Annotated in this window: 10 protein-coding genes; all 10 read right to left on the reverse strand. The window is 41.3% G+C overall.

The window, feature by feature from the left end; translation table 11 throughout:
- Positions 1 to 4: 4 nt before the first annotated feature.
- The 10 genes from WC639_01365 to WC639_01410 all read right to left on the reverse strand — a co-directional run bounded on the left by WC639_01365 (position 5) and on the right by WC639_01410 (position 13,671).
- The gene (locus WC639_01365) at positions 5 to 1,303 is read right to left on the reverse strand and encodes an excinuclease ABC subunit UvrC (protein MFA6306442.1); all 1,299 of its coding nucleotides are present in this window, start codon (positions 1,301 to 1,303) and stop codon (positions 5 to 7) included.
- Between the two features lie 77 nt (positions 1,304 to 1,380).
- A complete protein-coding gene (locus tag WC639_01370) occupies positions 1,381 to 1,557 on the reverse strand; it encodes a ferredoxin (GenBank protein ID MFA6306443.1) in 177 nt (58 codons plus the stop codon).
- 2 nt (positions 1,558 to 1,559) lie between these two features.
- On the reverse strand, positions 1,560 to 2,372 hold the full coding sequence (locus tag WC639_01375; GenBank protein ID MFA6306444.1) for a response regulator: 813 nt from the start codon (positions 2,370 to 2,372) through the stop codon (positions 1,560 to 1,562).
- Between the two features lie 162 nt (positions 2,373 to 2,534).
- Positions 2,535 to 5,225 carry a DNA gyrase subunit A gene (gyrA, locus tag WC639_01380; protein MFA6306445.1) on the reverse strand — a complete coding sequence of 897 codons (2,691 nt, stop codon included), beginning with the start codon at positions 5,223 to 5,225 and terminating at the stop codon, positions 2,535 to 2,537.
- A 63-nt stretch (positions 5,226 to 5,288) separates the two neighbouring features.
- The gene (locus tag WC639_01385; GenBank protein MFA6306446.1) at positions 5,289 to 5,732 is read right to left on the reverse strand and encodes a hypothetical protein; all 444 of its coding nucleotides are present in this window, start codon (positions 5,730 to 5,732) and stop codon (positions 5,289 to 5,291) included.
- A 496-nt stretch (positions 5,733 to 6,228) separates the two neighbouring features.
- The gene (locus tag WC639_01390; GenBank protein ID MFA6306447.1) at positions 6,229 to 6,873 is read right to left on the reverse strand and encodes an MBL fold metallo-hydrolase; all 645 of its coding nucleotides are present in this window, start codon (positions 6,871 to 6,873) and stop codon (positions 6,229 to 6,231) included.
- A 142-nt stretch (positions 6,874 to 7,015) separates the two neighbouring features.
- Complete coding sequence (locus tag WC639_01395; GenBank protein MFA6306448.1) at positions 7,016 to 9,466, reverse strand: DNA translocase FtsK 4TM domain-containing protein; 2,451 nt, start codon at positions 9,464 to 9,466, stop codon at positions 7,016 to 7,018.
- Positions 9,467 to 9,612: 146 nt separating this feature from the next.
- Positions 9,613 to 9,921: a hypothetical protein gene (locus tag WC639_01400; protein ID MFA6306449.1), complete on the reverse strand. Its 309-nt coding sequence runs from the start codon at positions 9,919 to 9,921 to the stop codon at positions 9,613 to 9,615.
- Between the two features lie 112 nt (positions 9,922 to 10,033).
- A complete protein-coding gene (locus WC639_01405) occupies positions 10,034 to 10,582 on the reverse strand; it encodes a hypothetical protein (protein MFA6306450.1) in 549 nt (182 codons plus the stop codon).
- 26 nt (positions 10,583 to 10,608) lie between these two features.
- Positions 10,609 to 13,671: a lamin tail domain-containing protein gene (locus WC639_01410; protein MFA6306451.1), complete on the reverse strand. Its 3,063-nt coding sequence runs from the start codon at positions 13,669 to 13,671 to the stop codon at positions 10,609 to 10,611.
- Between the last annotated feature and the right edge of the window lie 23 nt (positions 13,672 to 13,694).

Consider the following 13,694-nt stretch of genomic DNA (forward strand, 5'->3'; position numbering starts at 1 on the left):
TCATTTAACCAAACTTCGCCTTACTTCTCAATCTTCTATGATAAGCAATAGCGAAGCGGTGCGCTTCATCGCGCACGCGCTTGATCAGATGCAAAGCCGGCGAGGCTAAAGGCAATTCTAAAGGCTTAGCTTGGCCGGGAAAAAATAATTTATCCGGCGCTTGAGCCGAGCGCAAGCCCGCACCTTTGGAAATAGCGACTAGCGGTATTTCCAGCTTCAATCTTCTTATGATATTATTTACCGCATTTAACTGCGCTTTGCCGCCGTCTACCACGATTAAATCCGGCAACGGCCAATTATTATTAAACCGTCTCTCTAGCACATGTCTAAGCATTTGCACATCGCCTTGCTTGCCCGCCGAAGCTTCAGCGAAGGCGGGGCCGATTTTAATTTTAAATTTGCGATATTCATTTTTATCAGGCTCACCGCCCGAAAATACTACCATTGATCCAACGGCCTCTTTCCCGAAAATATTGGCGATATCGTAGCCCTCTATTCTTTCCGGAATTTTTGGCAAACCCAATATCTTAGCCAGCTCTACTACGTCATTAATATATTTTTCTCCCACGCTTAAAACTCTTGAGCCGGCTAGCACCTGTTTCATGTTGTTTAACTCAAATTTAAAAATTCCCAGAGCTTCGTTGTTAGCTCCGTCTTTATTGTTTTTTTCTAATTTTTTAATTCGTAATTCGTAATTTTTAACTATCTTATTTTTCTTCCCGTTCAAAAACAACATAATAGGCCTGATCACCTGTTTTAAATATTCCTCTTTAGTTATCTTGCCTGCACATATTCCTAAACAACGCCCGATTTGATAATAAAAACAAGGCCGCTTTTGCGCCTTTTTCATATTGCAATAAGGCCAAATTCTCCTGATTATTTTAATAGTCTCCCTCGCCGCCAAAGCGCTAATAAACGGGCCGAAATATTTTCCGGACTTATCAACGGTCCTGGTTAAAAAAACTCCGGGTATTTCATCGGCTAAAGAAATTTTGATATAAGAAAATCTTTTGTCGTCGCGCAAAGCTACGTTATATTGCGGCTGATATTTTTTTACTAAATTGGATTCTAGGAGTAATGCTTCAATTTCGCTCTCGGTTTCTATCCACTTTATTCTGGCTATTTGCTTTAACATGGAATATTTAGCCGGCGTATGATTAGTGCTTTTTTGCCAATACGAAAGAATCCGGCTTTTTAAATTAGCCGCTTTGCCGATATAAATGATATCGCCGCGGCTATTATAGAATTGGTATGAGCCGGGAGAAACGGGAATATTTAATTTTTTTATATAATTCAAGGTCATAAAATTTACTACAACATATCATTTTCGCCAATTAAAAACAACCCCTAACCAGGATTGTTTTTCTTACTTCTCATTTCTTATTTAACCTCGATAGCTTGCACCGGGCAGCTTTCAGCCGCATTTTTAGCGCAAGGAATCTCTTCCTGGCTGATCGCCTCGGCTTTGCCTTCAGCGTTTAATTTAAAAACAGCCGGGCATAAAACTTCGCAAGTTCCGCAGCCGATGCATAGATCATAATTTACTTTAATCGCCATAATTATTTATTTAAAATTTTTTCCACTTCTTTAACTAATTTAGCCGGCGTAATCATTGATTTTAATAAGCAGACGGCCGCTCCTAATTTTTTAGCTTCTTTAATGTCTCCGTCTTGAGCGCTGTTGGACAAAATTATAATCGGCACGTCCTTGGTATTATCATCAGACTTTAAAACTTTAATCGCTTCATAGCCGTTCATAGCCGGCATAACCATATCCAAAAGGATAACATCAAATTTTTTCTGCCTGGCGAGCTTAAGTCCCCAAGCGCCATTGCGCGCCACTTCAATCTGAAAACCTTCTTTATCAAAGCGCAATTTATACATATTAATAATCGCTTCCTCATCTTCAATCAATAAAATTTTGGCTTGTTTTTTTTCAACCGCCTGATGCTCAAAATTTTCAGTATGAACAACTTTGTTTTTTTTGCCTTTGGCCGCTTCACCCTGATTATTGAAAATAGCGTTAACTTTTTCTAATAATTGGCTGGGCGTTAAATCAGCTTTTATAAAATAACCGTCCGCTCCGGTCGCCATACCCTTATTAACTTCGTCGCTTTGCCCTAAATTAGATAAAATAAAAACTTTAATTTTTTTCGTGTTTGGCTCTTCTCTTAATTTTGCCAGCACTTTAAAACCGTCTAATTTAGGCAAAATTAAATCCAAAAGCACTAAATCCGGCTGTTCTTTTTTAGCTAACTCAAAACCCTCTTCGCCGTCGCCGGCAACAATAGTAACATAACCTGCCTGCTCAAATTTAATTTTATACATGTCCGATAAAAATTCTTCATCCTCCACGATTAAAATTTTTGACATATAGTTAAATTATTTGTGCGGTTTGGGAAAATTGTTTTTTTGTGCATACGAAATTGTAGCAGATTTTTTCTGAAAAATAACCATTTAATAAAATATATAAATTTTTTAGAAAAAATCGCCCAAATTTTGTCTAAGCAAAAAACAATTTTCCCAAACCGCATTTTATACCCAGGTCACGCAAGCCACTTTATCCGAATCTTCCTTAAATCTCATTAATCTGACGCCCTGCGTATCGCGGCCCAATTGGCTGACGGTTTTAAACGTTAATCTTATAACTTGCCCTTTTTCCGAAATAATAATCATATCTTTATCCGCCATAGCCTCGGCGTTAACCACAAAAGCGCTGATTAATTTTCCGGTTTTAGAAGTTACTTTGGCGGTTTTAATACCTGAACCGCCCCGACCCTGGACTTTATACAAACCGATCGGCGTGCGCTTGCCAAAGCCATGTTCGGAAATAGCTAAAAGCTGATATTTTTTAATTTTTTCTTTGTCGTTCTTAATAATGCCCATGCCGACAACCGTGTCTTCTTTCTTTTTTAACCTAATGCCGCGCACCCCGGCGGCGTTGCGCCCCATGTCGCGGACGTCGCTTTCTTTAAATCTAATAGCCTGGCCTTGGGCCGTGACTAGTTCAATATGATCGTTGCCATCGGTCGGCTTAGCCCAAATCAATGAATCATCTTCCTTTATTTTAATGGCAATCAGTCCGGAACGCCTGACATTGGAGAAAGCGTCAATCTCAACTTTTTTAACCAAGCCTTTTTCCGTGGCGAAAAATAAATATTTGCTTTTGGCTAATTTATCCAAAGGTAAAACCGAAGTAATTTTTTCTCCACTCGCGAGCTGCAAAAAATTAACGATCGGCGTGCCTTTAGCCGTCCTCTGCGCTTGAGGTATTTCATAAGCTTTAAGCTGAAAAACTCGGCCTTTAGTAGTAAAAAACAACAAATCATTATGAGTTAAAGTGGTAAACATGAATTCCACCATATCCTCTTCTTTGGTGGTTAGGCCGATAACGCCTTTGCCGCCGCGGCCCTGCACTTTAAAAGTATCGGGCGTAGTGCGCTTAATATAGCCGTCCCGCGTCATCATGACCACGGCTTCTTCGTTCGGCACTAAATCTTCGGTGGAAAATTCCTTAACGCCATGGGGCATGACTTTAGTCTTGCGGTCATCGCCGAACTTTTCCGCTAGGTCTTTAATTTCTTTCTTAATAATATCTTTGATCTTAAGCGTTGATTTTAAAATTGATTCAAGCTCTTTAATTAAAGTTCGCTTCTCTTTCAATTCATTTTCTATTTTTAATCTTTCTAAGTTGGCCAAAGTCGATAACTTCATATCTAAAATCGCTATGGTCTGGCGCTCGGACAGCTTAAACTTCTTCATTAAATTTACTTTAGCTATTTCTTTGTCGCGCGAAGCTTTAATGATTTTTATCACCGCGTCAATATTGTTTAAAGCAATCATTAAACCTTCTAAGATATGGGCTCGCTCACGCGCTTTATCCAAATCAAATTGCGTGCGGCGCTTAACAACTTCGGTGCGATGCTTGACATATTCTTCCAAAACCATTTTTAAAGTCAAAACCTTGGGCTGGATGCCGTCAACCAAAGCCAGCATATTAACATGAAAAGTTTCTTGCAGCTGGGTCATCTTAAACAAGCTGTTTAAAATCTTTTTGGGATAAGCGTCTTTCTTCAAGTCCACTACAACGCGCACGCCGTCTTTATCCGATTCGTCGCGCAAATCTTTTATGCCTTCAATTTTTTTGTCTTTTACCAATTCGGCGATTTTTTCCACCAAAGTGGCTTTATTAATCTGGTAAGGTATCTCTGAAATTATAATTTGAAACAGGCCGCTTTTATTTTCCACTACCTCGGCTACGCCGCGCATGACAATGCCGCCCTTGCCGGTAGCGTAAGCTTGTAAAATATCTTTTTGATTATAAATCACGCCGCCGGTCGGAAAATCAGGTCCTTTAACGAACTGCATTAAATCTTCTACTGTGGCTTCAGGGTTGCTGATTAAATGAACAATCGCATCGATTAACTCCCTTAAATTATGAGGCGGGATATTGGTCGCCATGCCCACGGCTATGCCCATAGTGCCGTTTAATAGCAAATTAGGTAGCTTCGCCGGCAGAACACTGGGTTCCTGATGCGACCCATCATAGGTTGGCACAAAATTAACGGTATTTTTGTCAATATCAAACAGCATTTCTTCGGAAATGGCGGATAATTTAGCCTCGGTATAACGCATGGCCGCGGCGCGGTCGCCGTCCATAGATCCGAAATTACCTTGGCCGCGAACCAAGGGGTAGCGCATGGAAAAATCCTGCGCCATACGCACCATAGACTCATAAGCCGCGGTGTCGCCATGCGGATGGTATTTGCCTAAAACTTCGCCGACGACTGTGGCTGATTTACGAAATTTTCCGCCCGCTCGCAAGCCGACATTCCACATCGCATACAAAATTTTGCGATGCACCGGTTTAAGGCCGTCGCGCACGTCAGGCAAAGCGCGCGAAACAATTACGCTCATGGCGTAATCCAAATACGACTTGCGCATTTCGTCGTTTATCGGCTGAGGCTCAACAATGCCATAAAGAGTTTTTTCTCTTTTGGTAATTGTTAAATTAGCGATTGAACCAACTCCGTTTTTTGCTTCCGATTCCACGGTTTCACTATCCCCCTTTAGCAAAGGGGGTTCGGGAGATTTTACAACTTTTATTTTAATTTCTTCGGGCTTATCTTTCTTGATTTCAGCCTTTTTACCCGCCGTAGCTTTAGCGGAGGAGGGCTTTTTCGGTTCTTCGGCTTTTTTAATTTTTTTCACTATTTTTTTCGGCATAATATTCTAATTGTCATTCCCGCGTAGGCTTGCCTGTCCGGCAGGCAGGCGGGAATCCAGAAATTATTTAATTGTACTTGTCGCCATCGTGCCTGTCGCCGCCTCATTCATTAATTTTATTTTTAATAAATTTATCTGTTCGCTCGTTAACTCCGGCTCATTAGGCGAAGCTTCTTGCTCCTTGGCCGCTTGAATTTTTTTAATTTCACTAATGCCCTGTTTTACCTGATCCATAGCCTTATCCAATTCAGCTTTAGTTTGCTCCCAGTTAAACGAACTCTTGTTATTATTATTTGAGTTGATTTTAAACTGATATTTTAAATTAAAAATCCAGGCCACAAAAAAAACTACCATAACGCAAGCCACGCCCACCCGCATTAATAAAATTTTTTCTTTCTCTATCTCTTCGTCGGTTTTCTTTTCTGAAATAACATGGCCGTCAGCCTTATCGGTTTTTTTCTTTTTTTCAACCCTAACTTCCAGCTTTTTTTGCCTCCTTTTTGCCATAAAATAACACTTAAAAACCACCCTCTTAAGAGTGCAAAACTACTTAAATTGTAGCAAAAAAAGTTGAATATGTAAACATTCTTATTATAAAAAATAATAAAATATTATTATAGATTTTATAGCTAATATTAAATAAATTTATCATTATAAAATCACCGAGGGGTTTGGGGCGCCGAACTAAGCGCCAAGGCGTGAGTGTTTAAAGTTAAATCAATGCGATAGCGCACCTGCCGGCAGGCAGGCAGGTTGAGGCGCCCCAAAACTTCCTACCTGCCGGCAGGCAGGTTTGCTTACTTTTTAGTTACCCGCCCGCCTCGCAAGCCTTGCCCGCCATCGCTGCGCTTAGGCGTTAGCGGGCGTGGCGAAGCGTTGCGGGCGTGGTAAAAAGTAAGTTCAAGCGAAGCGTAAACACGCAAGTAATTTAAATTATAGTTTTTTATAATAAAAAATACTCAGCGTCTAATTGAACGCTGAGTATTTTTTAAAATATATTATTCTACATACTCAACACTACCAATTCCATATCTTCCTGCGGCAAATCTTTTTTGGAAATTTTTAACTTTTCTTCATTCCTCGGCTTAATGCCCAATTCTTTGATAAATTTTTCCACGCCGTCAATATCAACTTTAAGGCCGGGCACTTTATAATGCATGGGTATAACAATTCTCGGCTCTATTTGCGATATAACTTCAACCGCTTTAGCCGCGTTAATCGTATATTTCCCGCCCACCGGAATTAACAATATATCGGTGCCTTCCAGTTTTTCCAATTGTTTAGTTTCTAAAACATGGCCTAAGTCACCTAGGTGAGTAATGGAAATATCTTCTATCTCAATGCGGTAAATAATATTTTCTCCGCGCTCGCTGCCGTTTTTCTCGTCATGAGCGCTTTCTACGCCTTCAACAAACACTCCTTTTATTTCATATTCTCCAGCCGTATCAATAATAAACGGATTGCCGCGGATAGCGCCCGTATTATTATGGTCATGATGGCCGTGGCTGACGGTAACGATATCAGCTTCAAAATGAGGCACTTTTAAGCCAACATCGGCGGCAAACGGATCGGTAATTAAAGTTACGCCGTCCGGTCCGATTTTATCCTGAAATTTAAAACATGATTGTCCCAGCCAAGTTATGTACATAAGTAATAATTTTCAATTCTCAATTCTCAATTTTCAAACAATTTTTAAATTTTCAATTGATAATTAATTAATTAATTGAAAATTCATTCCTGCCTGCCGGCAGGCAGGGAAAATTGGTCATTGGTAATTGATAATTTAATTTTTATCTTGAAAAATATTTTCCCTCATCATCATCTTTATTTAATGCCTTAGCTCCGGCTGTCTTCGTCGGATCTTCCATTAACTCCGCCGCCTCATCATCAGGCTCTTCTCCGGCCTCATCATCTTCAGCTTCAACTTCAGCCTCAACATCTTCTTCCTCGTCTTCGGGCAAATATTCATCCGGAGCCACCGCCTCTTCCTGTTTATGTAAAGATACTCCGCTAGTTCCTTGATTTATCATACTATCATACTGTTCGCGCGTTATCAAGATTTCCCGCGGCTTAGCGCCGTTGCCGGCGCTGATTACCCCGGCTTCTTCCAGTAAATCCAAAAGTCTGGCCGCGCGCGCGTAGCCGATGCTTAACCGGCGCTGCAGGTATGAAGCCGAGGCTTTACCTGAATTAATAATTAATTCTTTGGCTTCTTCTAACAATTCATCCGAATCCTCACCGCCGTTGCCTAAGCCGACTCCGGCCACGCCTTTAACTTTTTGCCGGTCAGTTATGCCTTCAATATATTGCGGCTCGCCGCTGCGGTCTTTAATGTAATAAATAATCCTTTTGATTTCATTATCGCTGACAAAAGCGCCTTGCAGCCTTTTAGGTTTGGAAAATTCCGCCGTAGTGAAAAGCATATCGCCCCGGCCGAGTAATTTTTCCGCGCCTAAGGAATCTAAAATCGTGCGCGAATCTATGCCTGAAGCCACGGAGAAAGCGATGCGCGCCGGCATATTGGCTTTAATCAAGCCGGTGATAACGTCAACGCTCGGCCGTTGCGTAGCCAAAACCAAATGAATGCCTACGGCCCTGGCCATCTGCGCCAGCCTGATGATGCTGGCTTCCACGTCTTTACCCGCCGCCACCATTAAGTCAGCCAATTCGTCTATGATAAAAATAATAAACGGCATTTTTTCCTTGCCCATTTCATTATAGCTGGCGATATTTTTTTTGCCGGCTTTGGCTAAAGTTTCAAACCGCCGATCCATTTCATTCAAGCACCATTTTAAAGCATTAATGGTTTTGCTGACATCGGTAATGACCGGAGTTAGAAGATGCGGTACGCCGTTATAAGCCGGCAGCTCAACGCGCTTGGGATCAACCATGATAAAGCGCAGATCATCCGGGTTATTTTGATATAACAAACTTACGATAATCGCGTTCAGGCAGACTGATTTTCCGGAATTAGTGGCGCCGGCCACGAGCAAATGCGGCATTTTAGATAAATCATCAAGCCAAACTTTACCAGAAACGTCTTTGCCTAAAGCAACCATAATATTAGTTTTTCTGTTTTTAAACATCTCGCCGGCTAAAACTTCCCGCAATCCGACGATAGCTTTAGTTTGGTTAGGCACTTCAACTCCGACTAAAGACTTGCCCGGAATCGGCGCTTCAATCCTAATCGGGTGCGCGGCCAAAGACAAAGCTAGGTCATTGCTTAAAGTGGTAATTTTGGTTAATTTTATGCCTTCAGCCGGCTTTAAGGTATACTGGGTAACGGTCGGCCCGACATTAACTTCTCCCATTTCCACCGGAATGCCGAAATTTTCCAAAGTCCTTTGAATAATCAGCATGTTATTTTTAATATCGCCTGAAGTCGGTTTGCCGATTTTAGCATTTAATAAATCCATCGGCAAGTCAATTTTCACATGGGTTTGCTTCCAGCCGCTATTTTTTACTTCTTTAGCCGCATTATTAGCCTCGTCCTGCTCATTTTTAATTTTACGCTTATAAAAACCCGGCATGTTTTCGCTCGCTTCACCATCATCTTCTCCCTCGCCCTCCGAAGCTTCAGCGAAGGAGGGTTCTTCGGCCTCGTCAAATTCAACTTCTGCCTCGGATTCAGCTTCAGTCTCTCGACTGCCGCCAAAAATTTTATTAAAAATAAAATTAACCGGATAAAATATTTTAACGAACCAGCTTTCTCTGCCGATTAAAGATTCTAAAGTGGCGTTAAGCATCAGCATTAAAGAAATCAAAATCAAGCAGACCACCGCGATTAAACTGGCCCAAAAACCCATGATTTTTGTAAAAATGGACATTATGCCATAGCCGATATAGCCGCCGCCCGCGCCCGCTTCAATCGCCGTCTGCCAATTTTCTTCGCCTACCAGGATATGGAGCAAAGCGCTGAAAAAAATGAGAAAAATAAACAAGCCTAAATAATTAGCGCCTCTGAACCATTCCTTGTCCCGATTATACATTAAAAATCCAATCGCCAGCACGGTTAAGGGAAACAGCCATTTGCCCCAGCCGAATAAAAAGATTATGCCTTGCTCTAAATATCTGCCTAAGCCCTCGGCCAAGCCGAATAGGCTTAAAAGGCTAATGGCGCCAAAAGCTAAAATTAGAATAATAAAAATACCCCTTTTCATGTCAGGGTCTAAATCAACTTTGGGCAGTCTTATATAATCCAGCGAATTTAATTTTCTTCTGCGTCTGGCCATTTTTGTCATTATAAGCCCCGCGCCGGCGAGGCGCGGCAATCTTTTTTGTCATTCCCGCGTAGGCGGGAATCCATTTCTTTATTATACCAAATTTTTTCCAATAAAAAAACCACCCCGTTGGCCGAGGTGGGTTAACACTTTTTTTATTTAAACTCTCAAGCTATCATACCATTTAATATACTCTGTCTCGGCCCTGAAAGTGTCTGATGGCGTGCTTCTTCAATTGCGGAAATCAAGTTATCAAAAGTCTTACATTTATTTAACGCCTCTACCGAGACGTCTAAATTATACCTTATTCCCAGATCGGCTTTAATAACTGGTACGCCAAGAGTATTCCATTGATTTTTATTAATACCCATAAATTCAGTTAACATAACTTCACCTTCCAACTCACCACTAAAAATACTCCCCCGATAATACTCAATAACCGAATCGGCTATACTTTTTGAAGATTTTTTTTTCATGTCCCCTCCCTCTTCTGTTTATAAGATTAAAATCATTAATTTAAAAAGACCGCTTGAATTATTTAAATATTAAACAAAAGTTTGCCTAATGTCAAACCCGCGCCCGGATGGTTTATATTCTATAAACATAAGTTAAACTGGGATTGGTAAAAATTGTTTTTTGCGGCTGCCAGCCGGGCAAAGCAAAACCATAAGATATTACGGTAGCGCCCTGCTTTAATTCACGCTTTAATTTACCCTCCAGCCTAATTAGCGCTTTGCCGGTCAAAAAAATAAATACCGCGTCGGCTTGGTTTAAATTTTCCTTATAAAAATCTCGCCGCTTAACCTCGGCTCGGCTGTGGCTAACTGATATTTGCCATAAAGCCTCTAAATAAGGATAAAGCGACAGCTCAAACCCTCGCGCCCTAAAACCAAACTTTTCCGCCGCTAGTATTACCCGGCCGTCGCCCGCGCCTAAATCATAAATTAATGAATTTTTCGGCAAATCAATTTCTTTAAAAATTTTATCAATATTTTCTTTGGGGATTTTCGCCCAAGGAATACCGGTGGTTAGATTGGTGTAAATTGAGCAAACGGCAAAAAAGAAAAAAACAAAACTGCCGGCCGCGACAAGCGCTAAGACTATTTTTAAAATTAAAAGCCAAATTAATATGCTCATAAATATTATAAACTCCGCAAATAATTTTAACTTTTTCTTTTGCTTTTTATAAATAAAATGCCTAAGGCTATTATAACACCCCCGGCGATAATCAATAAATACTTAAACAATTCCAATTTTTTATCTCGCTCGGCTAAATTCCATTCTTCGGCTTCTACTGTCTCGCCTAAAACTTGGGGCTCTAGCCCGTCCGCCGAATTGATTAAAACAATATCTTCCTGATAGCGCGGCAGCAATCTAAGGCCGGTTTGGGTTTTGCTTAAAATGCCGGTTACCGCAACCTTTTGCCCGGCTACTAAACTTTTAGCGCTGATGCCGGTATTTTGCTTGATATAAACAAAGGTTTCATCACTGCCGTCATCAACATAAAGCGAAGAACTTTTTTTATCCGTAATTTCGCCGGTGATGGTTATAAGCTGGCCGATGTTTTCTTCGCTGACTTCATCGCTCTTAACGGCTAAGGCCTGCGGTGTTTGTTTGCTGCCGGCTATTTTAATATCGTTTTTATCTTTGGTTTTTATCCTGAATTCGCCTTGTGTCTGCGCTAATTCGCCGGTCACTTCAATATAGTCGCCGACACGCAAAACCGGAAAATCTTTTTTATAATTATAAATTTGCATGCCGGGCGAGCCGACAATATAAAATATCTGTACGCCTAAGATGCCGGGTTCAACCGCTACCGTGCCTTTGACTTTAACCAGACTGCCGATATCCAGCTCTTTAACTTTTTCCAGCGTAGTTTCAATATAACCGTCAGCGCCGGCGGCCGCGGATACTTTAGTTATTATTTCGCTTTTACTGCCGGCCAAACTGATAATATTTTCTTCCGCCGGCGTCAATCTAGTCGTCCAGAACCAATTGCCGTTGGCGCCGCGGGCGTAAGCTTCGCCTTGAACCGCGCCGGCGTATTCAACCTGGTCAACCAATTCATCAAGATCGTTATATAATCTAATAGTATCGTCAGTATTTTTAAATGCCAGCCGGCTTACACTATTATCCAAAACATAAAAAATGCCGGCGTCGAGCAGCTCCACGTTATTAAATTTATATTTGCCATTGCTGTTTTCCACCCGCCAATTTAATAAATTTATTTGCTCCGCGCTTTGATTTTTTAATTCCAGCCATTCCTCGCCCGTATCCGCGCCGGCCGGATTGGGAAAAATTTCGTTGATCACCGCTCCCCTTGGTAAAGGGGAATTAATGGGGATTTCAACATTTAAATCAATCTCACTAACATCACTAATTCCCTCAAAACTGTCAAACACTTTTATGCTCTTCTCCTTGGTAGTCGTGCCTTGTCCGTCGCTAACCTCTAAACTAATTTTATAAACTCCGACTTTTAAATATGTATGCTCCGGATTGGCTAAATCATTTTTAAAGCCGTCACCGAAGTCCCAGCTGAATTTTAATTTATCGCCGTCCTGATCATTAGCGTCAGAACTGTCAAAAATTACCGGCCGGCCGGCTAAAACTTCTTTGGAAAAACTGAATTCAACTTCCGGCAGATGATTAATTGCTTTAAATACATTCATCGCGCCCGGCGTTATAGTTTCGCTCCAAACCCATTCATCTTTTATTTTAAAATCAGCCAGATTATAGCTCCAACCTTCTTTAGTATTTTTATAATCCACGATTATAAACGGCTTATCGGCCAAGGGCTGAAATAATTTTATTTGCCCCTGGTCATTATGCAAAACTATTTTAGAGCGCGGCCTGAAAAAAACCAGATATTCTCCGGCCCTGATAATCGTGCTGGTGGCGATTTTTTCCAAATTAACTTTTTTATTATCTTCATTGCTTAAACTCCAGCCGGTTAAATTAACTTCCCGCTTGCCCGCGTTATATATTTCCATAAATTCTAATTTAGCGTCATCGCCGTCCGGGTTAGGCAATATTTCGGAAATAAAAATATCGCTTGAAAAATCAAATTTAGCCTTAGCTTCCGAACTTACTTCATCTTCAATTTTAATAATATTGCCGGCGCCTTTAGTCGGCGTTGAAGTTATAGCGAAATCATTTAAATTATTATAAGTATTATAGCCGTCAAATTTCCTGGCTAAGCTTAAAGGGTCGCTGGCCGCGGCCGCGTTATTCCCGATATCGCCGTCGTCCCAGCCGCCGTAAGCAACCTGGTCAATAATTCTTCCGCTCGCGTCATATAAAATTACTATATCGCCGCCATTATTTAAGCTGCCGACCGGTTTATCAATTATTTTATAGCGACCGGCTCCGCTGGCGCCTAGCTTGCCGCTTAAAATAGTTTTCGCCTTACCGCCCTCTTCAATCCACCAGCCGGTTAGATCAATTTCGCGGTAAGTTTTATTATATATCTCAATCCACTCGTTTTCATTATCCGCCGGATCAGACACCAACTCATTTATTAAAACATCGCCGAAATTAACCTTGCTAAACTGCGGCGAAGTCGAGGCGGTTGAAGTGGCCGCGGTTTCATTATCTATTATCGCCGGCGGCGTTGAAGTGGCGGGATTATTCCCATCGCCCGGCTGATTATCGCCGGTAGTTTGGCAAACGGCTGATTGCGCTTTAGGGCTCGGGCAGCTATTAATCGCAAAATCATTAGCATTATCGCCCGTATCAATAAAAATACTATTTTCCAGCTTTCTTCCAAGGCTTTGACTTTCCGCCGGAGTTAAGGCACAAGCGCCCTGGCAGTCATTAGCATCGCCCCAGCCGACTTTATTGACGACATCGCCGTTAGCGTCTTTAAGCTGAATTATATTTGCCTCGCTAAGAGTTAAGCCGCTTAAAACAATATCACTGCCGTCTAAAGAGCTCCGGGAAATTAAAAAATAACTATTGGCGCCGATTATTTTCCCGGAAAAATAAGTTTTGGAAATTAACGAGCTGAAGCTGGCGCCGCTCTGGGTTTTTCTCTGTAAATACCAATTTGTTAAATCTACCGGCAAGCTATTGGGGTTGTAAAGCTCTATAAATCGGCTTTCGGTCGGATAAATTTGGATTTCGCTGATTAAAATATTTTGACTGGCCCGAGTTTTTTGCCCATAAAAAAATCCCGCGCCGATAAGCGCTAGGATAAAAACAACTATATATCCTCCTTGCTTTTTCATAATAAGCGGTTAAACTTATTGAG

The sequence above is a fragment of the Patescibacteria group bacterium genome, from assembly GCA_041662965.1.
Taxonomy (GTDB): domain Bacteria; phylum Patescibacteriota; class Patescibacteriia; order Patescibacteriales; family GWC2-42-12; genus JACPHD01.

Bases quoted from the DNA above. Each gene is read 5' to 3' on its own strand.
- WC639_01405 (MFA6306450.1), bottom strand. From the start codon at position 10,582: ATGAGCATATTAATTTGGCTTTTAATTTTAAAAATAGTCTTAGCGCTT.
- WC639_01395 (MFA6306448.1), bottom strand. From the start codon at position 9,466: ATGACAAAAATGGCCAGACGCAGAAGAAAATTAAATTCGCTGGATTAT.
- WC639_01365 (MFA6306442.1), bottom strand. From the start codon at position 1,303: ATGACCTTGAATTATATAAAAAAATTAAATATTCCCGTTTCTCCCGGC.
- gyrA (MFA6306445.1), bottom strand. From the start codon at position 5,225: ATGCCGAAAAAAATAGTGAAAAAAATTAAAAAAGCCGAAGAACCGAAA.
- WC639_01390 (MFA6306447.1), bottom strand. From the start codon at position 6,873: ATGTACATAACTTGGCTGGGACAATCATGTTTTAAATTTCAGGATAAA.
- WC639_01400 (MFA6306449.1), bottom strand. From the start codon at position 9,921: ATGAAAAAAAAATCTTCAAAAAGTATAGCCGATTCGGTTATTGAGTAT.
- WC639_01375 (MFA6306444.1), bottom strand. From the start codon at position 2,372: ATGTCAAAAATTTTAATCGTGGAGGATGAAGAATTTTTATCGGACATG.
- WC639_01385 (MFA6306446.1), bottom strand. From the start codon at position 5,732: ATGGCAAAAAGGAGGCAAAAAAAGCTGGAAGTTAGGGTTGAAAAAAAG.
- WC639_01410 (MFA6306451.1), bottom strand. From the start codon at position 13,671: ATGAAAAAGCAAGGAGGATATATAGTTGTTTTTATCCTAGCGCTTATC.
- WC639_01370 (MFA6306443.1), bottom strand. From the start codon at position 1,557: ATGGCGATTAAAGTAAATTATGATCTATGCATCGGCTGCGGAACTTGC.